Below are 23,430 nucleotides of genomic sequence, written 5' to 3' on the forward strand. Positions count from 1 at the left end.
CGCATGGCCGACAGCGTTCCCGCAGTATAACGATCGTTCACACCTCGTGCTAAACTCGCCGAGTGGACAGGAGCCGGAAGATTCTCGATATCGCCGCGGAACTGTTCTACGAAAAGGGATTCCACGGTACAAGCGTCGACGAACTGGGTGCTCGCGCCGGGCTCACCGGGCCGGCGATCTACCGGCACTTCTCCGGCAAGGACGAAATTCTGGCCACCTTGTTCGACGAGGCGATGGACGAGTTGATCCGCGCCGCGCAGCCCGTGGAGGAGGATGCCGACACCGACTTCGAGCGTCTGGTCCGCCATCATGTCGAGTTCGCGGTCCGGCACCGGCACCTGGTCAATGTGACCCAGCGGGAGGACCGGTCACTGGTGGACCCCTGGCGTCGCAAGGTCAACCGCCGGCGCAAGCTCTACGTCGGTTGTTGGGAAACTGCGGTGGCCCGGTGCCTCCCCACAGCGACGCCGGCGGAGGTTGCCGTGGCGACCCAGACCTGTCTGGGCACGATCTTCTCGATCGCCTACTGGCCGACCAAGGTCAGCCGTACCCCCGGACTGGCCGAGCTGATCGTCCGTCTCACCAACGAGGGACTCGACGCCTTCCGCAGCTGACCGCCGCCGGCGGTATCCGCGGACCGCTGCTCGCCGGTCGGATCCCGTGCGGATCGAGCGCACGGGATCCGAGCCGACACGATGCCGTGGCGCTCAGGAGCGGCGCGCACCGAAGTCGAACATCCTGGCGGCGATACGGCGCAACTGCAGTTCGTCGGTGCCCTCGGTGATGTGGTAGCGCCGATGGCGCCGGTAGATGTGCTCGAACTGCCGGGTATAGCCGACGCCCCCGTGGATCTGGATCGCCCGGTCGGCTCAGCTCGGCGTCGGTGTGCAACTCCACGAGCTGCCATGGGATGCCCGGATGCTCGTGCAGGGGTTTGTCGAACACCACACGCTTCTTGGCGTAGGTGCGCATCAGCTCTGCGCTTTTGTGGACGTGGTGACCGAGGAGGTGACCGAGCGGGTGTTGAGGCCGTCGCCGGCGTCGACGGTGAGCAGCTGTCCTGTGACGCTGCGGGCGGTCGGGGAGGCGAAGAACGACACCGCGTCGGCGATGTCGTCGGGGTCGACGAATCCGTTGGGCAGGGATGCCAGCCATGCGTCCTGGATGTCCTGGGGCATGGACAGGATTCCGGAACTGGCGGTCATGCCGGGCAACACGGCGTTCGCGGTGATGCCGAACCGAACATTTTCGGCGGCAACGGTCTTCGTCAATCCCAGGAGTCCGGCTTTCGACGTGCTGTAGGAGATCTGGGCAGGCATGCCGAGGGTGCCGGCCGTGCTGGAGATGACGACGACCCGGCCGAATCGGCGCTCGCGCATCCCCGGCAGGCAGCGCTGCAGGACCCGGAAGGTTCCGGTGAGGTTGACATCCAGGTCCTTGCACCATTTCTGCAGCGACATACTGTGTGCGGCACCGAACACGGTGGTGAGTCCGGCGTTCGCCACGTAGACGTCGATGTCGTCGAGCTCCGGCAACTCGCCCGCGGCGATGTCCGCCTGGAAGGTGCAGCCGGGTTCTCGATCGAGGGTCACGACGTCCATTCCGTCGGACTCCAGACGAGCGACGATCGCCTTGCCGATGCTGCCTTCGCGGGCGGCGCCGGTGACGAGCGCTTTGAGTCGATGTCGGTCGGTCATGCCGGTCTCCGTTCCTTTGCCGGGCCACCGCCGGTCGCGGCCCGGTCGTGCGGTTGTGCCCCTTCGGGTTCGGTATCCGCTTCCGCGGTGATTCCGTTGCCCGCGTGGGTATCGAGCACGGGGTGGCCTTGGAGGCGGAGGACGAGCAGCGCAGTCTGGACGCTCAATTGGTCGGATGCGTCGCCGGCGACGTCGAGTCCGGTGAGTGCGTGGACGCGTGCCAGCCGCAGGCGCACCGTGTTCTCGTGAACGCCGAGTCGCTGTGCCGAACCCCGTACGTTGCGTGCCGTGTCGAACCAGCACTGCAGTGTGCGGAGCAGATCGACCGTTCCGGGTGCTCCGCGCAGAAGTGGTCCCAGTACGTCGTCGACGAAGTGCCGCACCGCCGAGATCTCGCCGTGGGCGAGGAACAGGCGTGCTGGTCCCAAGTCGTCGACGGCAAGGATGCGGTGGAACGAACGCCCGGTGAATCGGTCGATGCAGAGCACGACCTCGCGCGCCTCACGGTATGCGCGGGCCAGCGCTGGGGGCTCGCTGACGGAGGACACCCCGGCGATGAACTCCTGCGCCCGGAACAGTGCGTTCGCAGCGCGCGCCAAGGCATCCTTGACCTTGGCGACGGTCGCGACGGCGCCGACATTCTCGCTGGCTTCGACCAAGAGCAGGATGCCTTCCGATCCCCGGGTGGACAGGACTTCGACGCCGAGATCTCGTTCCATCCACTCGGCGAGCACGCGCTCCGAATGGGCGAGGTCGTGATGGGAAGCCAGAACGTACACCAGTACACGCTGTGCGTGGATGTTCACTCCGAGGTACTCGCCGCCGGCTGCCAGATCGTCCAGTGCTCCGGTACCGCGTACGAGTTGACGGGTGAGGGAGGACCTTGCGTTCCAGGCGACCCGCGCTATGCGGCGTTGGACGAGGAACTGGGCGCCGATGCGGCGGGCGCTGCGGGCTGCGGCGTACTCGTCCGTCGGGCTCAGTGGTGACGGGTGTTCGTCGATCACGAGCCATCCGAAGTGTTCGCCGCGTTCGATGACAGGGGTGAGGATCTTGCGGCGGGTCAATCCGGTGGTGGGGCCGGCTGCAAGTACGACGGGGTCGGGGGCGGTGGCTGTCCCGGCGCTGTGTGCGCGGAGGATGTCCGTCAACGCCGGTGCGGCGACGTGGCCGGCCGTGTCGGGGGTCGCGGCGGCGATGGTGCGGCCGCGTCGGTCGAACAGCAGCACGGTCTTGCCGGCGAGTGTGGAACAGGCGCGCACGATTGCAGACATGCAATCGACCGCGGTGACGGCGTCGTCGAGATGTTCGTCGACCAGGGTTCGCTCGGCGGCCAGTTGCCGGCTCTGCTCGAGGTCCCGCCACCGCCGATGGTGTTCCTCCGTGGCGAGGACGGTGGTGGCGGCGTCGTCGAGCAGTGTGCGGACCGTGAGGAGAGTAGTTCTCTGCCGGCCTGTGAACTCGGCTGTGGGATCGGCATCGGTCAGGACGAGGAGGCGAGCGGGTGCTTCACCGTCGTCCGACAAGCGTAGTAGACCCACCCGGGCGATGCCGGGGCCGTCGAGGTCGGTTCCGGACAGCGATCGGCCCGAGGCGTGGACAGCGTCGGAGGAGTTCAGTGCTCGACGCACGAGTGGGCAGTCCGAGCGAACGCGGTGCGGTGTCGACGCGGATCTGGTGCCGGGAAGGGGAAGGAGTACGCCGCGGGAGTCGTCTGCGACGAGCACGCCGGCGGACGCGAAGCCGGCGTGCGTGGCCGCCTGGGCAAGCAACCCGCTGAGCAGCCGGAGGGGGGCAGCTGAGGCCGGCAGAGGCGGGGGCATGGCGCTCGTCTCCTTGTCGTCCTGGTCGGCTTCGCCGACGAGCTGCGCTGGGAGGCCGGTGTGTGCGGAATCGGATCCCGAGGTGCAGTGCGATCAGCTCTCGACGAGCAGCTTCCGCACGGCGGCGGCGTGTTCGACGGACGCCTCCATCGAGGCGGCGGCCGGGATGAGCGTGATGGTGTCGGCTCCTGCGTCGACGAACGTGCGCAGCCACTCCGCCACCTGTTCGGGTGTGCCGGCCGGTGCCAGATGCCGGAACTTGTCCCGTGGCAGGCGGTAGAGCGCCTGCATCTGCTCGCCCACCAGCCGATCGGCCGTGGCGGCATCGTCGTCGAGACCGCACCAGACGTTGACACCGAAGGTGCTCAGGGTGCGGTTCTCCCGGGCGGCGGCCTCGAGAATCGCGGTGCGGGTTTCGCCGAATCGGCGAGGGGTCGAAAAGATGGCGAGCCATCCGTCGCCGTACTTCGCGGTTCGGCGGATCGCGGCGTCGCCTCGGCCACCGATGACGATCGGCACGGCCGGTTGGGGCGCGGGCAAAATCCGGGCCCGGTCCAGGGTGAAGAACTCTCCGGTGTGAGTGACCTCGTCGCCGGACATCAACGCTCGGAGGACCTCGAGTGTTTCGTCCAAGCGGCGACCCCGGGTACGGGGGTCCACCCCGGAGTTGGAGATCTCGGAGCGGTCCTCGCCGCCGACTCCCGCGCCGAGAACCAATCGGCCCGGGGCGAGCTGTGCGATGGTCGAGATCTGGCGCGCTGCGAGCATCGGGTGACGGAGTCCCAGTAGATAGACTCCGATGACGACCGAGAGTGTGTCGTGGGCGGCAAGCACTGAGGTGGCGGAGACCATCCCGTCGAAGCCGGTACCGCCGTGGAAACTGATGTGGTCACCCACCGTGATGTGGTCCAACCCGGCATCGGCGGCGGATGCGAGCAGTCGCCGCCGTGCGAGCGGGTCCGGGACCAGCAGAGAATCTGTGACCGACAAACCGACGCGGACCACCATACCGCCCCTTTCAATAGCAATGGACTGACCATAAGTCCAAAGAAGGGTTCTGGCAAGTGCCCTCGGGACGGGCAGAAGTGACAGCCACATCGCCGTTGCGGATCGGGGCCCGTGGCACGAAGTAGGCGCCGTCGTACGGCGGGACCTGGGCTCGTCACATCGCGAATGACGAGCCCAGGTCGTCACCTTGGGCAGGCTTGTACCGGATCTTGCTACAGATATTCGTCGATGCTCCGGAGCCGACCACGGTCGGCCTCGAATCCGAACGGGGCGTACCAGGACCGCTGGAAGGCAAGGAGCGGACGGGAGGATTCGACGACCCACCGGCCCAGTGCTCGACGGACGTCGTCCGGAAGTGACTCGTCTTGCACGACTGTGCTCACCGTGGTGGCAAGAGCAGCGCCCCACTGCATGAGCTCAGTGGTGCCCGTGGACGCGGACTCGCGTGCGGTCCTGCCGGCGTCGATGTATTTGGCGAGGGTTCCGGTCGCCGCGGTCGCCGACCGGGGTAGCCGTGCCAGCAGGCCCTCGGCCATTCGGAGATACTCGCCGAGTTCGAATCGGGACCGTTCGTGAATCCGGTAGATCCGCGTACACAGGAATTCCAGGTAGTCGACGACGAGGGGGAGTTGCTCGGCAGCGAGGGGGTCGGACTGGTCCACCGCTGGAGCAACGGCGTCGAGCAGTGATTTGCGCAGAGCTCCGAGAGTGTTGCGCGAGTGATCCATTACAGCACCTCGCTCAGCAGAGTGTTCAGCTCGTCGGCTGCGACCGCAGCCATGCCCTTGACCCGGCACAGCACGACGTCTTGATGTGACTTGCCCAACTTGGCGACCCGGTGCGCCGAGGCCAGGGTAGAGACCACGATCTGATAGGCATTGAGAATCTTGTAGAAGGTGATCTTCTCCGGGTCCACGGCCAGTCCGGTGGCCTGCTCGTAACGTCGGTAGAAGTCATCTTCGGGGATCAGGCCACATACCAGGTAGCGGCCGTCCTCGTCATAGTGGCCGAAGGTCGACTGCGTGGTCCACGCGAGATCTCGGTGCCGGTCACCGAGATGGCCGCGTTCCCAGTCGAGCCAGGCCGTGATTTCGAGGGTGGATTCGTCGTAGAGGAAGTTACCGCTGCGGTAGTCACCGTGGACGATCCCGACGTGGTCGAGCACGGGCAGGTGGTGACGCATCCACTGTTCGGCCACGTCCATCAGCGGCAGGTCCCCCGCCCGGTCCTCCTCCCATGTGCGCCGAGCTTGGTTGAGCAGCCACAGCGCCGCGTCGACGGTCCCGATCCGGGGTCGGGTGAGGCTGGTGAACGTCGCTGCGGACAGATCAAAGGTATGCAGGGCAGCAAGATAGGACAAGAACTGGTCGGCGAGTGCTTCGCGGGTGCCGGTGCCGAAGTTCGTGCCCAGTCCGCTGATCTTCCCGGTGGTGGTCGCCGACGGTTTGGTGACCCCGGAGACATAGGAGTAGATCAAGGCGGGTTCGGGGAAGAACTCCCCATCGACGTCGATGAAGTGTGGACGCGGGACGGGGACCGTGCCCTGCACGGCACCGACGAGCTCGAACTCACGGAGGCGGCTGGTGACATTCGACCCTTCGGCAGGATCCATCCGGACCACCATCCGCTCACTCACCCAGGACCCGGAATGTTTGCGGTGCAGAGTGAATCCCATTTGCACCTTGGACACACCGCCGGTGAACCATCGTGCGTCCGACACTCGGAAGGGAGCGTCGATGCGGGCGGAGAGGAAGGACTCGACACACCGGACGAACTCGTCGAGGCCCATCCGCCGGTACGGTCCGAGCGCGCGGCGCTTCAACTTGCGGGTCAGTGTCCGGTCCACTTCGGGCTCGGTCGGGTACAGCGCGCGGAGATGTTCGATGTGGGCGTCGGTCGGGTCGTCGGCCCAGTCCCGGTCGGACAGGGGCAGGATTGCGCTGGTCATTCGTGATGGCTCCTACTTCTCCCGGCCGTGGCGGGACATCCGCTCGGCCAGATAGTCCAGGCCGAAGATGTCACCCATCTCGCCGTAGCCGACGGCGGTGCCACGCTCGTATCGGAACAGCGACTGATAGCAGACATGGGACGGGTTGAACGTGTACCACGGGTGGCCCGCGATCGCGCTGCCGAAGAACTCGTGCTTCTTGCCGCGGACGTCGGTGGCGGTGACGTGGTTGCTGAACGCGAGCATGTCGACGCGCTCGGCTCGAATCGTCCCGTCGACCAGGCCGTGGACTTCGCCGTGGTCGACGACGTAGCCGAAGCGGATCTTGTCGTAGAAGACCTGGCCTCGCTCGATCCTCATCGGGACGGCCATGTGCATGGCGAATTCCTCACCGAAGTTGATCGATACCCACGAGACCGAGCGGGTGCCGATTTCCGAGCGTGGTCCCCAACTGTGGTCCATTCCCTCGTAGGATTCAACCTGGTAAGTCTTGCCCCGCAGTTCCAGCTCACCGCGGATGCGGCCTTTGACTTCGAAGTGGCCGTTCTCCCATTCATCGCCCTTGCGGGAGTCGTTCGACGTGGCCCGATCGATTTCGAGTAGCGGGTTCTGGTCCGGGTCGTGAGGGTCGAACGGGTCGTGCAGTCCTTCGAAGGTGAGGTCGAAGCTTGCTGCGCCGAGGGCGTTCTTGTATTGCATTCGGTAGTTGCGCGGACCGTCCGAGGAGACGGTCAATCCGTTCTCTAGGGAATAGTTGCTGAACGATTCGGGGCACGGTAGGTGCATTTGGGGATCGGTGAAGTCGACCTCGTAGGGTTGGCGGCAGAATCCTTGGCCCAGGATGACCGAGGAGAGGGTGACGCCGAGGTTGGGGCGGGCCAGCACATAGGCGTTGCCCAGGATTCCTGCTTCGGGGACGGAGATGATCAGGACGGTGGTTTCGGTCCAGGTCCGGTCGGTGAGGTCGCGGGGGTGGAATTCGGTGTCGGTGTAGTTGATCATAGGTTTCCTCGCGGTGGAATTCGGTGGGACTGATGGGTCGTCGATGTCAGTCATGCTGAAGTTGGGCAGTTTTCGTGCTCTTCGGTGTGGTTGTCGGGAGGGTCTTGGACAGGGCGATCATGAGCAGGCCCCCGATCCCGAGGACGATTGCACCGACGAGAAAGGAGAGGCTGTTGCCGGCCTCGCCGGGGAACGCGTCGCGGATGATGCCGAACATGTATGGGGAGACGAATCCGCCGATGTTTCCGATACTGCTGATCAACGCGATTCCGGATGCGGCGGCCGCACCGGAAACGACTTTCGGGGCGGTGGTCCAGAACGTCGGAATGGTGGCCATCGCGCCGACTGTGCCGATGCAGATCGCGACGGCGGCGACGAATGGGCTCGAGGATACGGTGGCGGCGGCGACCACCCACCCGCATGCGCCGATCAACGTGGGAACAGCGAAGTGCCACATTCGTTCCTGAGTTCGGTCCGAACTGCGGGAGATCGCGACCATGGCGATTCCGGTGAAGATGTACGGTACTGCAGCGATGTAGCCGATGCCGGTTGTGCCGACGGTGCCGCCGGTCATCTCTTTGATGATCGAGGGGAGGAAGAACCCCATGAGATAGATCGGTACGACCATCGAGAAGTACACGGCCGACAGCGCGAGCACGCGGCCATTCTTCAATCCGTCCGTCCACGAGGAGTGACCGGCTTTATCCCCGGCGATGTCGGAGTTTTCCCGGTGAATTGTGTCGGTGATCCATTGCGCTTCCGAAGCATCGAGCCATCGCGCATCGCTCGGCTCGTTCGGGAGGAACTTGAGGATGACCGCGGCAAGGAGCAGGCACGGTAGTCCTTCGGCGATGAACATGAATTGCCATCCGTGAAGGCCCCAGGGGTGGAACGACATGAGGGTGCTGGTCAGAGGGGCGCCGATGGCCGAGGCGACGGGGATGGCAAGGAAGAACAGTCCGAGGATTCGCCCGCGGTTCGCCGACGGAACCCATCGGGTGAGGTAGTACACCACGCCGGGGAGCAGGCCCGCTTCCGCGGCACCCAGGAGGAACCGCATGCCGTAGAACATCCAGACGTTGTCGACCAGTGACATCAAGGCAGTCACCAGGCCCCCTGAGTTGCACCAGGTTGGCCGATTCTCGGGACGGATCCGGCGTTTGTGCTGGTGACAGCGGTGCGGGTTCGGGAAATGGCACACTAACGGCTCGGTAGACTCCCGCTCTGTGGCTGCCTACATCCGCAAAGTCCGCACCGCGTCGGGCGCGACCGCGGTGCAGATCGCAGCTAAGCAAGGCCGCCGAGACAAGGTGCTCGAGCACCTCGGCTCGGCGCATACCGACAGTGAACTCGCCGCTCTGCTCGAGACCGCCCGCGAGAAACTTCTTGCCGGCCAGCAGCAACTCGATCTCGACCTGGGGGCGGGTACCGGCGGGGCATCGGTGATCACCGGCAAGCGCTCCCGCTGGCTGATCGAGGTCATCGACACCGCGTGGCAGCACCTCGGGTTCGATGTGATCGACAACGAGGCGTTCTTCCAGCTGGTGGCAGCCCGCATCGTCGAAGCGACCTCGGTCAGCGACACGGGTCGCGTGCTCGGCGAGATCGGCATCGTCCCCGCACACCGCAACACGTTCGTGCGGACCCTGCAGCGCTGCACCGAGCATGGCTACCGTGACCGGATCGCGCAGCGCTGCTTCGAACACGCCGCCGCCGCGGGCGACCTGAACCTATTGCTCTACGACGTTACGACCTTGTACTTCGAGGCAGAGAAGGAAGACGAACTGCGCAAGGTCGGGTACTCGAAGGAACGTCGGGTGGACCCGCAGATCGTCGTCGGGCTGCTGGTCGACCGCACCGGATTCCCTTTGGAAATCGGTTGTTTCGAAGGAAACCACGCCGAGACCCGCACGATCGTGCCGATCGTGCGCCAGTTCCAGGCTCGTCACAATATCGAGGGCGTGGAGATGATCATCGCTGCCGACGCCGGCATGCTGTCCGCCTCGAATCTGAAAGACCTCGATGCTGCCGGACTGAAGTTCATCGTCGGTTCCCGGGTGATGAAAGCACCCTCGGATCTGGCCAGTCATTTCCACTGGAACGGCGACGTGTTCACCGACGGCCAGGTCATCGACACGGTCACCCCGCGACACGCAAAGAGCGTGGTCAACGATGTCAACCGTCGTGCCGAGCCGGTGTGGGACCCCGCCGACACGTCAGCGTGGCGAGCGATCTGGGCGTACTCGGCCAAACGCGCCGTGCGGGACAACCAGACGTTGAACGCTCAGGAAGCTCGGGCGAAGGCCGTCATCGACGGCACCCGAGCTGCACGATCGCCGCGGTTCGTCAAGACCACCGCGAAGGGCAAGACCCTCGATACGGCGGGCATCGCCCGGGCCCGTTCCCTTGTCGGGCTCAAAGGCTACGCCACGAACCTTCCTGCGCACGTGATGAACCCGCATGAGGTGATGGCGAAGTATCACGACCTGTGGCAGGTCGAGCAGTCGTTTCGGATGTCGAAGACCGACCTGCGGGCCCGGCCGATCTTCAGTCACACCCGGGATGCGATCGAGGCGCACCTGACCATCGTGTTCGCTGCGTTGGCGATCTCACGCTATCTGCAGGACGAGACCGGGATGTCCATCCGGAAGATCGTGCGGACCCTGCGTCCACTGCAGGAAATCACAATCTCGATCGCCGGCCACGAGCACACCGCCCTCGATCCACTCACCGCCGACGCCGCGAGCATCCTCGATTCCCTCGAAATCTCGAATCGTCGATCAGGGTTGGCACACTAAACTGGTGCAACTCAGGTCAAGGCAGTCACCAGGCCCCACGTCACCATGATGCGAGCAATCCAGACTCGGGCGCCGACTCGGTGAAGTGCTATGTTGCTCGGGACCTCGAAGAGTACGTACGCGATGAAGAAGATTCCGGCGCCGAGACCGAAGGCAGCCTCGGACAGGGCGAGATCGGCCTGCATCTCGAGCTTGGCTACGCCGATATTCGTGCGGTCCACGTAACTGAGCAGTGCAGCGAGAAACAACATCGGAACGATCCGGAACGAGATCTTCCGCGAGATGGTGGATTCCGGACTCTGGGGCTCGGAATCGCTCGGTTGTGCGGCGGTGTTCCGCCGGCGGTGGTTGTCCATGGTCATCTGAACCTTCTGAGGTGTTGATCGCGGAGGGGGAGGCCCCAGCGGAGGTGACGACGTCACCGCGAACGATAAGAAGGGCCGGAACGGCAGAACAACGACATGTCCGCCCCATCCGGTACTCCGGGACACGAGCAGGCTGTGGGGGTCGACAGCGTGGTTCGGCAATATACTTGCTGTTCAACGACGGATACGGTAAAGCGCGTCCCGTGGCATTGTCCGTGAGGGGGCGGATAACGCAGGATCCGCGGAGCGGACGAGGGCGTTTTGGGCCGCCGAAGCCACCATCAGTACTCAGGAGTGGTCCACATCTCCTGTAGCGGTCGAGTGTTCTCGCGCCGACTGGGATGCTCTACAACGACAGATCGTGACCAACGAATCGGATCGCACGCACTCGGCTGACGGGGTCGACGGTGGGGAGGGGCGATCGCCTGCGTCCGCATTCGCGGTCTTCTGCGCCCGGTTCGCACATCGATTCCCCCGTGTCGAACCGCGCCGGCGGATGTCGGCTTACGTCCACGGACTCTTGGGCGGTGTCGAGCGCAAGAACGGCTGGACCCTGGCGGAGGCGGCGGGCGAGACCGGCCCGGAGGGTATGCAACGGTTGTTGAATACAGCATCGTGGGATGAGAATGGCGTGCGCGACGATGTGCGTGACCTGGTGGTCCAGGTGGTCGGTGATGTCTGGCGGGGCCTGCTGATTGTCGGTGACCAATGTTTCCCGAAGCGAGGTGACCGGTCTGCTGGGGTGGGGCCCTGGGTATCGGACGCGGGGAGGGCCGAAAACGCGCAGACCGGGATATTCCTGGCGTACGCATCCGAGAGAGGTTGGGGCCTGATCGACCGGGAGCTGTACCTGCCAAAAGAGTGGATGGACGATCGGGACCGGTGCCATGCGGCCGGCATCGATGACTCGGTGGGGTACCGGAGCCCCGCTGATCTGGCCGAGACAATGCTCGGCCGAGCTCTCGATGCAGATGTGCCGTTCGCTTGGGTCACGGCCGGCGTCCTCTATGGGCGGTCGGAGAATCTGCGGAGATTGCTGGAGGAGTGGAGCGTCCCCCATGTCCTCGAGATTCCGGGCGACTGCCGGGTGACCACGGCACACCTGCGGGTCTGCACCGCCGGCGAGGTGATTGACGAATTGTCGGAAACGGTGTGGCACCGTCTCAGTCACGGTGACGATGTGATGGGGCATCGTGTCCGAGACTGGGCCGGGGTAGACCTTCACAGGTCGGGACGACAGTATGCGAACTGGCTGCTTGCCGGACGGTCGATCACCGATCCGTCCGACGTCACCTACTACCTGTGCTTCGGCCCGGCCGGCTGCATCCTGTCCGAACTCGCCCGAGTCGCCGAGGGGCGACGGGCAATCGAGGAGTGTCTCCGAGCCGTCCGGGAAGAAGCCGGCCTCGGGGACTACCAGGTACGTGTGTACCGGGCGTGGTACCGACACGTCACGTTGTCGATGGTTGCGGCGGCGTACCTGTTGATCCGGCGCGGGAAGAACGCGGCCCGCGATGTCGATGACTTGTCGCGGGTACGGCCGGTTCGTTCTCGACCGAGCGCGGTGGCGCCATGGTGGTGAAACGGCAGATGGACTCGTGTGTGTCGATGCGGCTGACTCGATACGAGCTCGTCGTAGACGGCGTCGGGATAGTCGATCGTCGTCCACGTGGTTTCGTCGATCGAGGCGATCGCCACCCGGATCTGCGGGTTCATCCGGGCGGTCACCGAAAACCAGGCTCCGGCCCGCTGCGCGGCGACGACGAACGCGTGACAGAAGTACGCCGAGTCCGCCCGCGCGTAAATCTGCCCGCTCGCCTCGGCGGAGCGGGCGCAGCCGATGGCCTGGGTGAGCGGCCTCCCGCACCCCGCCGAACAGCCGGTTCATCGCCCTGTGGCGGAGAACATCGAGGTCGTCGATGCTGTCGGCACCGGCGAGCATCCCCGCGACGATGCTCGCGGACCTGACCGCCGGGTTCGGTGAACCGACGCTCGGATGCCGGCCGAACAGCTCGTGCAGACCGGTGGTCTCGGCCAGTCGCATCATCGGAAGCCCTGCGGCCGACACGAGGCTCGGATCTTCGAAAACGGGCGTGACGGTGTGAGATGCATTCACCTGCGAGATGCCTCTGTCCTGGTGCCGGAATCGTTGTGTGGAATCTCAGATTCTCCTGCTCTACAGGGGATCTCGCGTTCTGCGGCGCGCTCGCACAGTCACACCCGCAGTGGATCCAGGCTCAGGCGTCGTGCTCGGTGAAGTCCCGGTCGTGGTCGGTGGTGCGGCCGTATCCGGTCTCGGTCATGCCGTGGCGCCAGTAGCCGATGACGAGGGTGGACCTGCGGTCGAAGCCGGCCTCGTTGCGCAGGTAGCTGCGCATCCGCAGCACGGTCTTCGATTCGGCCGACACCCACGCGAATCGCTTCAGTTCGCCGCCGGGGATCGGCACGGCGGTCGCCGCGTCGGCCAGGTGCGTGGTGGTGCCGGGGGCGGCGCCGTCGCGGTGCACCCACCGGATCTCGATGTCGGCGGGGGAGCGCAGGTCCTGGTGCTCGCCCTCGTCGGCGACCTCGACGACGACGGTGCCGCGGGCGCCCTCGGGGAGGCGTTCGAGCATGCGGCCGATCGCGGGCAGCGCCGTCTCGTCGCCGACGATCAGGTACCAGTCGGCCGGGGGTGCGACGATCCCGCCGCCGCCGGCCGCCGCGATGCGATCGCCGGGACGGGCCCGCTCCACCCAGGCGCCGGCCAGGCCCTCGTCGCCGTGCCGGACGAAGTCGATGTCCATCTCGGCGGCCGCGGGGTCGAGTCGCCGCACGGTGTAGGTGCGGACCTGCGCCTTGAGCGTGGGGTCGGGCCACTCGAGGCGCCGGCCGCCGGTGTTGACCGGCAGGTCGAGGTCTCCGTTCTCCCGCGGGAAGATCAGCTTGATGTTGGGCACCCGGGTCGGGTCGCTCGCGTAGACCTCGACGCCGCGGCCGGCGAACGTGACGCGGCGCATGCGGGGGGTGAGGTCCTCGACCTTCGCGACTTCGATGACGCTGGGCAGCAGTCCGTCTTCGTTCGGCATGCCTCACACCTTAGGTGAGCCTTTCCAACCTAAGTGGGGTCGGGTGGTTCCGCAGGCTGGTTCGGCATCGTGGCAGCCGTCACGGCCAGGGCCACCGCGGCCACGAGAAGGGCGACGAACACCGGCGCCACCGCGTCGGCGAGCTGCTCCGGCTCGAGGGGTCCCGATCCGGCGACACCGTGCGCGGCCAGCGCCGAGTTCGCCAGCGCCCCGAACACCGCGACCCCGACGGCGCTGCCGATCGAGCGGGCGAACGAGTACGCCCCGGTCACCACACCTCGCTCGGCCCACGTCACGCTCGACTGCGCCGAGATCAGCGCCGGGCTCGCGATCAGGCCCATCCCGAGGCCGACGAGTACGCAACACCCCGCGACCTGCCACACCGGGGAGCGCTCGTCGAGCAGCGTCAGCAGACCGGTGCCGGCCAGCACCGGGACGGACCCGATCATCGCGGTGTTACGGAACCCGATCCGCAGGTAGAACCAGCCGGAGCGCGCCGCCGCGAGTGGCCAGCCGATCGTCATCGTCGACAGGGTGAATCCCGCTACCAGGGCCGTGGTGCCCAGCGACCCTTGCACGAACGCGGGCACGTAGGAGGTCAGGCCCAGCACCACGGCGCCGACGAGGGCCGCGACCGCGCTGCTGGTCAGCACCACCCGACGGGCGAACACCCACGGCGGCAGGATCGGCTCCGCCGTGCGCCGCTCCACCCACACGAACAGCAGCAACAGCGTCGCCCCGGCCGCGAACACCCCGGCGCTCGGCGCCGACACCCATGCCCAGGCCTGTCCACCCTCGAGCAGGCCCAGGATCAGCAGTCCCGAGCCCGCGGCGAGCGTCGCGGCACCGGCCCGGTCCACCGGCCGCCGCGGCCCGGAGGGCCGTGACTCGGTGAACGCCCTCAGCAGCACCGCCACGGCCAGCGCGCACAGCGGCAGGTTGATCCAGAAGATCCACCGCCACGACACGAAGTCGGAGAAGACCCCGCCCACGGCGGGGCCGACGATCGCCGACATGCCCCACACGCTCGCGAGGTAGCCCTGGGCCTTCGCGCGTTCGGCGACGGTGTAGATGTCGCCGGCGATGGTCTGCGCCATCGGCAGCACGGCCCCCGCGCCCAGTCCCTGTACCGCGCGGAACGCGATCAGGGCCGGCATGCTCCATGCCAGCGCGCACAGCGCCGAGCCCAGGGCGAACAGCGCGATCCCGAACACCAGCACGGGTCTGCGCCCGTACACGTCCGACAACTTGCCGTACACCGGCACGAGCACGGCCTGGGTGAGCAGGTAACTCGAGAACAGCCACGGGAACTGCGTGAAGCCACCGAGGTCCGCGACGACGGTCGGAACGGCGGTGGCCAGGACGGTGCTCTCGAGTGCGACGAGCGCGGTGGCGAGCATCAGGGCCGCGAGAATCGGTCCGCGTTCCGAGCGCAGACCCACGTCGATCCGGGGTGCCGCCGACATCACGCTCCTGTTCGGGGTGGGGTTCCGGTCACGATCATTGTCGTCGTGAACGATCCCGGGATCGGGCGGGGGTGCCGTGCAGGTCCGGGCGGCGCACTAGGGTGGCACCGTGCGTCCATCACTCGAGTCCTACCCCCACCTCGCCGGCGGCAAGGTCCGGGACCTGTATGTCATAGACGACGAGCACCTGCTCCTCGTGGCCAGCGACCGGATCTCGGCATACGATCACGTGCTCGACACCCCGATTCCCGACAAGGGCCGGGTGCTCACCGCGATGAGCGTGTTCTTCTTCAACCTGCTCGAGGTGAACCATCACCTCGCCGGTGAGCCCGACGACGACCGCATCCCCGCCGAGGTCCTCGGCCGCGCCCTCGTCGTCAAACGGCTGAAGATGGTGCCGATCGAGTGCGTCGCCCGCGGCTACCTCACCGGATCGGGCCTGATCGACTACCGGAGGACCGGTGGGGTGTGCGGCGTCCCGTTGCCCGACGGCCTCGTGGAGGCCAGCCGGCTGCCCGATCCGATCTTCACTCCCGCGAGCAAGGCCGAACTCGGCGACCACGACGAGAACATCACCTTCGACGAGGTCGTCGACAAGGTCGGCCAGGATCTCGCCGTGAAGCTGCGCGAGGACACCCTCGACATCTACGGCCGCGCCGCGATGTACGCGGCGGACAAGGGCATCCTGCTGGCCGACACGAAGTTCGAGTTCGGACTCGACGGCGCCGGGCACCTCGTCCTCGCCGACGAGGTGCTCACCCCGGATTCGTCGCGCTACTGGCCCGCCGAGGGGTACGAGCCGGGCAAGGTGCAGCCCAGCTTCGACAAGCAGTTCGTGCGCGATTGGCTGACGAGTCCCGAGTCCGGATGGGACCGCACCTCCGACACCCCGCCGCCGCCCCTGCCGCAGCACATCGTCGACGCCACCCGTGAGAGGTATATCGAAGCCTACGAACGGATCTCGGGTCTGTCGTTCTCCGACTGGCTGGAGCCGAGCGCATGACCGCGCCGATCGCCAAGCGGGTGCCGTCCGAGCGGGTGCATCACGGGCACACGTTCGTCGACGAGTACGAGTGGCTCCGCGACAAGGAGAACCCCGAGGTCATCGCCCACCTCGAGGCCGAGAACGCGTGGACCGAGAAGCAGACCGCGCACCTGGCGCCCTTGCGGGAGAAGATCTTCGAGGAGATCAAGTCCCGCACGCAGGAAACCGACATGTCGGTGCCCACCCGCATGGGGGACTGGTGGTACTACGCCCGGACCGCCGAGGGCAAGCAGTACAGCATCCAGTGCCGCTGCCCGATCTCCGACCCCGACGACTGGAATCCGCCGGAGCTGGCACCGGGTGTGGAACTGCCCGGGGAGCAGGTGCTGCTCGACGGCAACGTCGAGGCCGCCGGGCACGAGTTCTTCTCCCTCGGTGCGTTCTCGATCAGCCACGACGGGACGCTGCTCGCCTACTCGGTCGACGTCGTCGGCGACGAGCGCTACACGCTGCGGTTCAAGAACCTCGGCACCGGTGAGCTGCTCGCCGACGAAATCCCCGGGACCGCACCCGGCGCGACGTGGGCGATCGACCACAGCCACATCTTCTATCTCACCGTGGACGAGTCCTGGCGACCGGACACCGTGTGGCGCCACCGTCTGGGTACGTCCCACACCGAGGACGTCCGGGTCTTCCACGAGCCCGACGAGCGGTTCTGGGTGTCCGTGGGCACCACCCGCAGCGAGAAGTACCTGATGATCTGGGTGGGATCCAAGATCACGACCGAGGGGTGGGTCCTCGAATCCGCCGACCCCACCGGCGAGTTCCGGGTGCTGCTGCCGCGGCGCGAGGGGGTCGAGTACGGCGCCGAGCATGCCGTCGTCGGCGGCGAGGACCGGTTCCTGGTCATGCACAACGACGTCGTCGAGGTGGTGGACGACGCGACGGGTGAGATCACGCGCGAGAAGGCGGAGAACTTCGTTCTCGCCGAGGCACCCGTGGACGATCCGTCTGCTCTGCGCACTCTGATCGGGCACCGGCACGACGTGCGCCTCGAGGACGTCGACGCGTTCGCCGGGCATCTCGTGCTCGGTTACCGGCGGGAGGCGCTGACCCGGCTCGCGGTGTGGCCGCTGACCGCCGACGGCTACGGCGAGCTGACCGAACTCGAGTTCGACGAGGAACTGTTCGCCGTCGGTCCGGGTGCGAACCCGGAATGGCACCAGCCGATGCTGCGGCTCGGGTTCACGTCGTTCATCACCCCCAGCCGCGTCTACGACTACGTCGTCGACTCCGGAGAACTGTTGCTGCGCAAGGCCCAGCCGGTGCTCGGTGACTTCGATCCGTCGGACTACGAGCAGCGCCGGGACTGGGCGGTGGCAGAGGACGGCACGCGCATCCCGCTGTCGATCGTGGCCCGCAAGGGTGCGCCCGCGAATGCGCCGGTGCTGCTCTACGGGTACGGGTCGTACGAGGCCAGCATCGACCCCGGCTTCTCGGTGGCGCGGCTGTCGCTCCTCGACCGGGGGATGGTCTTCGCGGTGGCCCACGTGCGGGGCGGCGGCGAGATGGGCCGGCACTGGTACGAGAACGGCAAGACGCTGGCGAAGAAGAACACCTTCACCGATTTCGTCGCCTGCGCCCGGCATCTGATCGACACCGGCGTCACCCGGCCCGACCGCCTCGTCGCCGACGGCGGCAGTGCGGGCGGACTGCTCATGGGTGCGGTGGCGAACCTCGCGCCGGAGTTGTTCGCCGGGATCCTCGCGAACGTGCCGTTCGTCGACCCGCTCACCTCGATCCTGGACCCGTCGCTGCCGCTCACGGTGATCGAGTGGGACGAGTGGGGCAACCCCCTCGACAACCCCGAGGTGTACGAGTACATGCGCTCGTACAGCCCGTACGAGAACGTCGAGGCGAAGGACTACCCGGCGATCCTCGCGATCACCAGCCTCAACGACACGCGGGTGCTCTACGTCGAACCGGCCAAGTGGGTGGCCAAGCTGCGCGCGACGAAGACCGGCGACGCGCCGCTGCTGCTCAAGACGGAGATGAGCGCCGGCCACGGGGGCGTGTCCGGCCGGTACGAGAAGTGGCGCGAGGTCGCCTTCGAGTTCGCGTGGGTCCTCGAGACGTCGGGCGCATATCGTCCCTGAACGTTGTTGTGGCCCAACGCCCTGGTGGCCCAACGCCCTGGTGGCCGAATGCCTGGTGGCCGAATGTCACATTGCGTCGATGTCATCGACGCGATGTGACATTCGGTCCACGGGCGGCTCCCCGGGGCGGCCCCTCGTTCAGCGCGGGGCGTAGCGGATCTGCGGACGGCCGGCGCGACCGTACTCGGTGTGCCGGGCGGCGACGCCGTCGTCGGCCAGGCGTTCGAGGTACCGCCACGCCGTCACCCGCGACACGCCCACTGCGCTGCCCACCTCGGCGGCCGTCAGCGGGCCCGACGCCTCCCGCAGACACCGGGCGACCGCATCGAGAGTGTGGGGCGCGACGCCCTTCGGGGACGACGCACGCGGATCGGAGGTCCGCAGCGCCGCCATCGCCCGGTCGATGTCGTGCTGGCCGGCGGCCGCGCCGGACGCGCCGAGCGCCTCGCGGTAGGCCAGGTAGTGGTCGAGCTTGTCGCTCAGGGCGGCGAAGGTGAAGGGCTTGAGCAGGTAGAGCACGATACCCCGGGCGACGGCGGTGCGAACGACCTCGAGGTCGCGCGCGGAGGTCACGGCGATGATGTCCGGGCTCGGCCGGATCCCGCTCAGCGCCGCCGCGACGTCGAGGCCGCTCATGTCGGGCAGCCCGATGTCCAGCAGCACCAGATCCACCGGCTCACCGGCCTTCGCGGCCTCCGCGACGGCACGCAGCGCGTTCCGGCCGGTGCCGGCGACGGCGACGACCGTGAACTGCGGCAGTCGATCGACGTACGCGCGGTGGGCGTCGGCGATGCGAGGCTCGTCCTCCACGACGAGGACGCGAATCACGGTGCGCCGCCTGCGTGCTCGGCCTGCAGGGGGATCTCGGCGACGACCATCGACCCCAGCGACGGCTCGGTACGCAGGGTGCCGCGGTGCCGCGTCACCACCTGCGCGACGAGGGCCAGCCCCAGGCCGTGGTGGTCTGCCTTCGTGGAGTAGCCCCGCGTCATGGCGCGGGCGAGGGTTTCCGGCGACATCCCCGGTCCGCTGTCCGCCACTTCGACGATCATGTTCGAATCATCCTGTCGTATCGTCACTTCCACCCACGGTTCGTCGACGGCCCGGGCGGCGTCGATGGCGTTGTCCACCAGATTGCCGACGAGTGTCACCAGGTCGCGGGTGCCGAGGGGGGTCGGGCCCAGCGCGGTGTCGTCGGTGACGGTCAGTTCGACGCCGCGTTCGGCGGCGTCGTTGATCTTCCCCAGCAGCAGGGCGACGAGTGCGGGTTCCTGCACCGACGCGGTGAGCCGGTCGATGAGCTGCTGCGACAGGCGCAGTTCCTCCGTCGCGAACGCGACCGCCTCCTCGGGACGTCCCAGTTCGACCATCGTGACGATGGTGTGCAGCCGGTTCGCCGACTCGTGTGCCTGTGCGCGCAGCGCGTCGGCGAAACCGCGGACCGAGTCCAGTTCGCCCAGCACCGTACGTAGCTCGGTGCGATCCCGCAACGTCGTCACCGTGGCGATCCGCCGGCCCTCCCACTGCACCGGGCTGCGGTCGACGACCAGGACGCGGTCCTCGGTGAGGAGTACGTCGCCGCGGGCGTCCGCGTCCGGGCCGGCCACCCGCAGCGCCTCGGGCAGATCGTCCGTCGTGACCGGGCCGTCGCCGAGACCGAGCAGGCGCCGCGCCTCGTCGTTGACGACCTCCACGCGTGCGGGCTCGTCGGTGCCGATCACGATCAGGCCCTCCCCGATCGCGTGGAGCACCGCGTCGTGGTGCTCGTAGAGCCGGCGCAACTCGTCCGGCGCGAGTCCGAGGGTCTGGCGGCGCAGGCGCCGGCTGACGAGCACGGCGCCGCCGGTCGCGACGGCCAGAGCTGCGGCCGACAGACCGAGCAGAGCGGGCAGACCGCGGGCGAACTGGTCGGCGACCCTCGCGCGGGTGACGCCGACGGCGACCAGGCCGACGACCTGTCCGTCGTCGACGATCGGCGCCACGGCCCGGATGGAGGGGCCCAGCGAACCGGCATAGGTCTCGGTGAACACGGTGCCGGCGAGCGCCGGTTCGATGTTGCCGCTGAACGGCAGACCGATCATCGCAGGGTCGGTGTGGGTGTACCGGGTCCGGTCGGGCGCCATCACGACGATGAAATCGGTGCCCGTCGCCTCCCTGATGCGTTCGGTACGCGGTTGCAGCACCGCCGACGGGTCCGGTGCGCGCAACGCCGCCGCCGTCGAGTCGGACCCGGCCAGGGATTCGGCGATTGCGACGACGGTGCGGCGGGTGGCGTCGTCGCTGTCGCGGCGCTCGTCGATCCCGACGAGGACGGTGCCGGCGCCGATGACCAGGGCGAGCACGGCCAGCTGCAGTACCAGCAGCTGACGCGCCACGCTCATCGACGGCCGGTGCGCGGTCGGCGGCACGGGCGTACTCCTTCCGGATGCCGGTGGGTCCGCCTCGTGAGCGCGACATCACCTGAACGAAATGAACGCAATCTTCACCGGGTGAGGCTGCGACACCACCATTTCTATCAGGAACGTGACCGCGATCACGAAGCCCCCGAAACGCCCATCCGAGAGGATCCGCCATGAGCACGTCACCAGACTCCCGGGCACCCGGCGCCACGCCACCGGCCAAGCGCAGAGACCGCACGCACTGGCTCTACGTCGGTGTCATCGTGGCAGTGGTGGCCGGCGTCCTCGTCGGCTGGCTCGCCCCGGACGTCGGCAAGTCGTTCGGCGTCCTCGGCACGATGTTCGTCGACCTCATCAAGATGATGATCAGCCCGGTCATCTTCTGCACGATCGTCCTCGGCATCGGCTCGGTGCGGGCCGCCGCCAGCGTCGGCAAGGTCGGCGGCCTGGCGATGGTGTACTTCCTCGGCATGTCCACCGTCGCGCTGGGCATCGGCCTGGTGGTGGGCAACCTGCTCGATCCGGGCAGCGGCCTGAACCTGTCCCCGGAGACCGCCGGCGCCGGCGCCGCGCTGGCCGACAAGGCCCACGCCACGGGCGGGACCATGGACTTCATCGCGTCGATCATCCCCACGTCGCTGCTGTCGGCGCTCACCGAGGGCAGCGTGCTGCAGACCCTGTTCGTCGCTCTGCTGGTCGGCTTCGCGCTGCAGGGCCTCGGCAAGACCGGCGAGCCGGTCCTGCGCGGTATCGGCTACGTGCAGAAGCTCGTGTTCAAGATCCTGTCGATGATCCTGTGGCTCGCTCCGATCGGTGCCTTCGGCGCCATCGCCAACGTGGTCGGGCAGACCGGTCTCGGCGCGGTCGTCCAGCTCGGCACCCTGATGATCGGGTTCTACCTCACCTGCGTAGTGTTCGTGTTCGGTGTGCTCGGCTCCCTGCTGCGGATGGTGTCGGGGGTGTCGATCTTCAAGCTGGTCAAGTACCTGGCCCGCGAGTACCTGCTGATCTTCGCGACGTCCTCGTCCGAGTCCGCGCTGCCGCGGCTCATCGCGAAGATGGAGCATGTCGGGGTCGAGCGCACCACCGTCGGTGTCGTCGTGCCCACCGGGTACTCGTTCAACCTGGACGGCACCGCCATCTACCTGACGATGGCCTCGCTGTTCATCGCCGACGCGCTCGGTTCGCCGCTGTCGCTGGCCGAGCAGCTCTCCCTGCTGGTGTTCATGATCGTCGCGTCGAAGGGCGCGGCCGGGGTGAGCGGGGCGGGCCTGGCCACGCTCGCCGGCGGCCTGCAGAGCCACCGTCCGGAGCTGCTCGACGGCGTCGGCCTCATCGTCGGCATCGACCGGTTCATGTCCGAGGCGCGCGCCGTCACCAACTTCTCCGGCAACGCCGTCGCCACCCTGCTGGTGGGAACGTGGACCGGAACCGTCGACCGCGGTCGCGTCCGCGACGTCCTCGCCGGCCGCATCCCGTTCGACGAGGAGACCATGGTCGACGACCACGGCCCGGCCGCCGCGCAGCCTGCCGTCGTGGTCGAGGAGGCGAAGGTCCTGGCGCGCGCCTGACGCGGTACCGCTCGCGGAATCCACTGTGGCCGAATGTCACACCGGGTCGATCAGATCGAACCGGTGTGACATTCGGCCACACGCACGCGCGAGTGCGGGTCAGGCCGGACGGAACCGGGCCGCGACGTGGGCGCCGACCCGTTCGACGAGGTGATCGAAGAAGACCTGCGGGTCCGTGGCGACGACGATCTCGGCGTTCGGCGGCCGGCCCCACATGCCGGACCAGTCGGCGACGGTGGTGCCGCGGGTGAGCCGGCCGTCGAGTTCGACGTCGACGGTCGCCGGGCGGGTGGTGAAGGGCACCGTTCCGAGGGCGACCGCCGCCGCGAACGGATCGTGGACGTGGGCCAGGAAGCCCTGACCCTGGTCGCGGTGGAACTCCATGTAGAAGCGCAGCGCATCGGACAGGTGCCGCACGATCGGGTTGGACGCCCGCGAGCGCAGACCGCGCGGATCGTCCGGCGAGAGGAGCTCGGCCGGGACGCTTCCCGCGGCCTCGGCCAGACGTCGCAGGTGATCGGGCCGCATCGCGATCGACTCGGTGGTGTCGAGGGAGCACACGATCGGCCGGCGGTCGGGCGCCACGGCGGAGAATGCGTCGAACACCGCCTTCGCGGCCTCCGGATCCACCGCGATGTTCCATTCCGAGGTGGGTGTGGTGTTGCCCGGATAGTTGAACGCCCCGCCCATCACGACCAGGCGGCGCAGCCGGTGGGGGAGTTGCGGATCGAGCCGGACGGCCAGCGCCAGGTTGGTGAGCGGACCGGTGACGAGGCCGACGAGTTCGCCGGGGTGGGCGCGGGTCAGCTCCACCCACGCCTCGGCGGCGCTGCGGCCCGACGGGCCGTGACCGGGGGCGGGCAGGTCGGCGTAACCGACGCCGAGCGGGCCGTGCGTGTCCTCGGTGGTCATCAGCGGCGCGACGAGTGGGGCCTCCGATCCGACGGCGACCTCGATGTCCGGTCTGCCGCACACCTGCAGCCACGCCAGGTTGTTCGCGGTCACCTGCGGGACGGGCACGTTCCCGGCGGTGGAGAGCACCGCGGCGATCTCCGCTTCCGGACTCGCCAGCAGGTAGAGCAGGGCGAGAGCATCGTCGATGCCGGTGTCGACGTCGGCGACGAGGCGGATGGGTTCGGGCACC

The 23,430-nt window shown here is 67.5% G+C and carries 19 protein-coding genes and 1 pseudogene; 6 read left to right on the forward strand and 14 right to left on the reverse strand.

What is annotated here, in order from left to right:
* Positions 1–62 precede the first annotated feature (62 nt).
* Positions 63–614 (forward strand): TetR/AcrR family transcriptional regulator, encoded by a 552-nt coding sequence (locus QNA09_RS02875; RefSeq protein WP_119699442.1) that lies wholly within the window; start codon positions 63–65, stop codon positions 612–614.
* Positions 615–707: 93 nt separating this feature from the next.
* On the opposite strand, the pseudogene QNA09_RS02880 reads toward QNA09_RS02875, so the two are convergent.
* The 8 genes and pseudogenes from QNA09_RS02880 to QNA09_RS02915 all read right to left on the reverse strand — a co-directional run.
* A pseudogene (locus QNA09_RS02880) lies at positions 708–963 on the reverse strand (acyl-CoA dehydrogenase family protein); the annotation flags it as partial.
* An 8-nt stretch (positions 964–971) separates the two neighbouring features.
* Positions 972–1,697, reverse strand: a complete 726-nt coding sequence (locus QNA09_RS02885; protein ID WP_119699443.1) for an SDR family NAD(P)-dependent oxidoreductase — start codon at positions 1,695–1,697, stop codon at positions 972–974.
* Positions 1,694–3,520 carry a CdaR family transcriptional regulator gene (locus QNA09_RS02890; RefSeq protein WP_244213224.1) on the reverse strand — a complete coding sequence of 609 codons (1,827 nt, stop codon included), beginning with the start codon at positions 3,518–3,520 and terminating at the stop codon, positions 1,694–1,696. The genes QNA09_RS02885 and QNA09_RS02890 overlap by 4 nt, the downstream gene beginning before the upstream one ends.
* Before the next feature lie 93 nt (positions 3,521–3,613).
* A complete protein-coding gene (locus QNA09_RS02895) occupies positions 3,614–4,528 on the reverse strand; it encodes an LLM class flavin-dependent oxidoreductase (protein WP_119699444.1) in 915 nt (304 codons plus the stop codon).
* A gap of 212 nt (positions 4,529–4,740) precedes the next feature.
* A complete protein-coding gene (locus QNA09_RS02900; RefSeq protein ID WP_119699445.1) occupies positions 4,741–5,256 on the reverse strand; it encodes a hypothetical protein in 516 nt (171 codons plus the stop codon).
* Positions 5,256–6,476, reverse strand: coding sequence for a phosphotransferase family protein (locus tag QNA09_RS02905; protein WP_308072282.1), 1,221 nt, complete (start codon positions 6,474–6,476; stop codon positions 5,256–5,258). Before QNA09_RS02905 ends, QNA09_RS02900 begins: the two co-directional genes overlap by 1 nt.
* A gap of 12 nt (positions 6,477–6,488) precedes the next feature.
* Positions 6,489–7,478, reverse strand: a complete 990-nt coding sequence (locus QNA09_RS02910) for a hypothetical protein (protein ID WP_119699447.1) — start codon at positions 7,476–7,478, stop codon at positions 6,489–6,491.
* Positions 7,479–7,524: 46 nt separating this feature from the next.
* Positions 7,525–8,586, reverse strand: a complete 1,062-nt coding sequence (locus tag QNA09_RS02915) for an MFS transporter (protein WP_308072283.1) — start codon at positions 8,584–8,586, stop codon at positions 7,525–7,527.
* A 118-nt stretch (positions 8,587–8,704) separates the two neighbouring features.
* Here QNA09_RS02915 and QNA09_RS02920 point away from each other — a divergent pair, with 118 nt between their 5' ends.
* Positions 8,705–10,276, forward strand: a complete 1,572-nt coding sequence (locus QNA09_RS02920) for an IS1634 family transposase (RefSeq protein ID WP_119699449.1) — start codon at positions 8,705–8,707, stop codon at positions 10,274–10,276.
* Positions 10,277–10,287: 11 nt separating this feature from the next.
* Here QNA09_RS02920 and QNA09_RS02925 read toward each other — a convergent pair whose 3' ends face one another.
* Entirely contained in the window at positions 10,288–10,638 is a 351-nt protein-coding gene (locus QNA09_RS02925; RefSeq protein ID WP_119699450.1) for an MFS transporter, read from the reverse strand.
* 364 nt (positions 10,639–11,002) lie between these two features.
* On the opposite strand from QNA09_RS02925, the gene QNA09_RS02930 reads away from it, so the two are divergent.
* Positions 11,003–12,223 carry an IS701 family transposase gene (locus QNA09_RS02930; protein WP_244213225.1) on the forward strand — a complete coding sequence of 407 codons (1,221 nt, stop codon included), beginning with the start codon at positions 11,003–11,005 and terminating at the stop codon, positions 12,221–12,223.
* 655 nt (positions 12,224–12,878) lie between these two features.
* On the opposite strand, the gene QNA09_RS02935 is transcribed toward QNA09_RS02930, so the two are convergent.
* Both QNA09_RS02935 and QNA09_RS02940 read right to left on the reverse strand, forming a co-directional pair.
* Positions 12,879–13,709 (reverse strand): siderophore-interacting protein, encoded by an 831-nt coding sequence (locus tag QNA09_RS02935; protein WP_102031023.1) that lies wholly within the window; start codon positions 13,707–13,709, stop codon positions 12,879–12,881.
* Between the two features lie 29 nt (positions 13,710–13,738).
* Positions 13,739–15,175, reverse strand: a complete 1,437-nt coding sequence (locus tag QNA09_RS02940; RefSeq protein WP_119699451.1) for an MDR family MFS transporter — start codon at positions 15,173–15,175, stop codon at positions 13,739–13,741.
* A gap of 109 nt (positions 15,176–15,284) precedes the next feature.
* On the opposite strand from QNA09_RS02940, the gene QNA09_RS02945 reads away from it, so the two are divergent.
* Together QNA09_RS02945 and QNA09_RS02950 are read left to right on the forward strand one after the other, a co-directional pair.
* Entirely contained in the window at positions 15,285–16,178 is an 894-nt protein-coding gene (locus QNA09_RS02945) for a phosphoribosylaminoimidazolesuccinocarboxamide synthase (protein WP_010593789.1), read from the forward strand.
* The gene (locus tag QNA09_RS02950) at positions 16,175–18,316 is read left to right on the forward strand and encodes a S9 family peptidase (protein ID WP_017680606.1); all 2,142 of its coding nucleotides are present in this window, start codon (positions 16,175–16,177) and stop codon (positions 18,314–18,316) included. The genes QNA09_RS02945 and QNA09_RS02950 overlap by 4 nt, the downstream gene beginning before the upstream one ends.
* A 138-nt stretch (positions 18,317–18,454) precedes the next feature.
* On the opposite strand, the gene QNA09_RS02955 is transcribed toward QNA09_RS02950, so the two are convergent.
* Both QNA09_RS02955 and QNA09_RS02960 read right to left on the reverse strand, forming a co-directional pair.
* Positions 18,455–19,144 carry a response regulator gene (locus QNA09_RS02955; protein WP_017680607.1) on the reverse strand — a complete coding sequence of 230 codons (690 nt, stop codon included), beginning with the start codon at positions 19,142–19,144 and terminating at the stop codon, positions 18,455–18,457.
* Positions 19,141–20,697, reverse strand: a complete 1,557-nt coding sequence (locus QNA09_RS02960; RefSeq protein ID WP_162919351.1) for a sensor histidine kinase — start codon at positions 20,695–20,697, stop codon at positions 19,141–19,143. Before QNA09_RS02960 ends, QNA09_RS02955 begins: the two co-directional genes overlap by 4 nt.
* A 191-nt stretch (positions 20,698–20,888) precedes the next feature.
* Here QNA09_RS02960 and QNA09_RS02965 point away from each other — a divergent pair, with 191 nt between their 5' ends.
* Positions 20,889–22,286: a cation:dicarboxylate symporter family transporter gene (locus QNA09_RS02965; protein WP_119699453.1), complete on the forward strand. Its 1,398-nt coding sequence runs from the start codon at positions 20,889–20,891 to the stop codon at positions 22,284–22,286.
* A 99-nt stretch (positions 22,287–22,385) separates the two neighbouring features.
* On the opposite strand, the gene QNA09_RS02970 is transcribed toward QNA09_RS02965, so the two are convergent.
* Complete coding sequence (locus QNA09_RS02970; protein WP_017680610.1) at positions 22,386–23,429, reverse strand: nucleoside hydrolase; 1,044 nt, start codon at positions 23,427–23,429, stop codon at positions 22,386–22,388.
* Between the last annotated feature and the right edge of the window lies 1 nt (position 23,430).

It is taken from the genome of Rhodococcus sp. AH-ZY2 (assembly GCF_030916465.1).
In the GTDB taxonomy this organism is placed as follows: domain Bacteria; phylum Actinomycetota; class Actinomycetes; order Mycobacteriales; family Mycobacteriaceae; genus Rhodococcus; species Rhodococcus ruber.

What these genes read in the sequence shown, in the direction of transcription:
- QNA09_RS02960 (WP_162919351.1), bottom strand. Translation starts at nt 20,697, where the DNA reads ATGAGCGTGGCGCGTCAGCTGCTGGTACTGCAGCTGGCCGTGCTCGCC.
- QNA09_RS02950 (WP_017680606.1), top strand. Translation starts at nt 16,175, where the DNA reads ATGACCGCGCCGATCGCCAAGCGGGTGCCGTCCGAGCGGGTGCATCAC.
- QNA09_RS02905 (WP_308072282.1), bottom strand. Translation starts at nt 6,476, where the DNA reads ATGACCAGCGCAATCCTGCCCCTGTCCGACCGGGACTGGGCCGACGAC.
- QNA09_RS02965 (WP_119699453.1), top strand. Translation starts at nt 20,889, where the DNA reads ATGAGCACGTCACCAGACTCCCGGGCACCCGGCGCCACGCCACCGGCC.
- QNA09_RS02940 (WP_119699451.1), bottom strand. Translation starts at nt 15,175, where the DNA reads ATGTCGGCGGCACCCCGGATCGACGTGGGTCTGCGCTCGGAACGCGGA.
- QNA09_RS02935 (WP_102031023.1), bottom strand. Translation starts at nt 13,709, where the DNA reads ATGCCGAACGAAGACGGACTGCTGCCCAGCGTCATCGAAGTCGCGAAG.
- QNA09_RS02925 (WP_119699450.1), bottom strand. Translation starts at nt 10,638, where the DNA reads ATGACCATGGACAACCACCGCCGGCGGAACACCGCCGCACAACCGAGC.
- QNA09_RS02890 (WP_244213224.1), bottom strand. Translation starts at nt 3,520, where the DNA reads ATGCCCCCGCCTCTGCCGGCCTCAGCTGCCCCCCTCCGGCTGCTCAGC.
- QNA09_RS02900 (WP_119699445.1), bottom strand. Translation starts at nt 5,256, where the DNA reads ATGGATCACTCGCGCAACACTCTCGGAGCTCTGCGCAAATCACTGCTC.
- QNA09_RS02885 (WP_119699443.1), bottom strand. Translation starts at nt 1,697, where the DNA reads ATGACCGACCGACATCGACTCAAAGCGCTCGTCACCGGCGCCGCCCGC.
- QNA09_RS02910 (WP_119699447.1), bottom strand. Translation starts at nt 7,478, where the DNA reads ATGATCAACTACACCGACACCGAATTCCACCCCCGCGACCTCACCGAC.
- QNA09_RS02895 (WP_119699444.1), bottom strand. Translation starts at nt 4,528, where the DNA reads ATGGTGGTCCGCGTCGGTTTGTCGGTCACAGATTCTCTGCTGGTCCCG.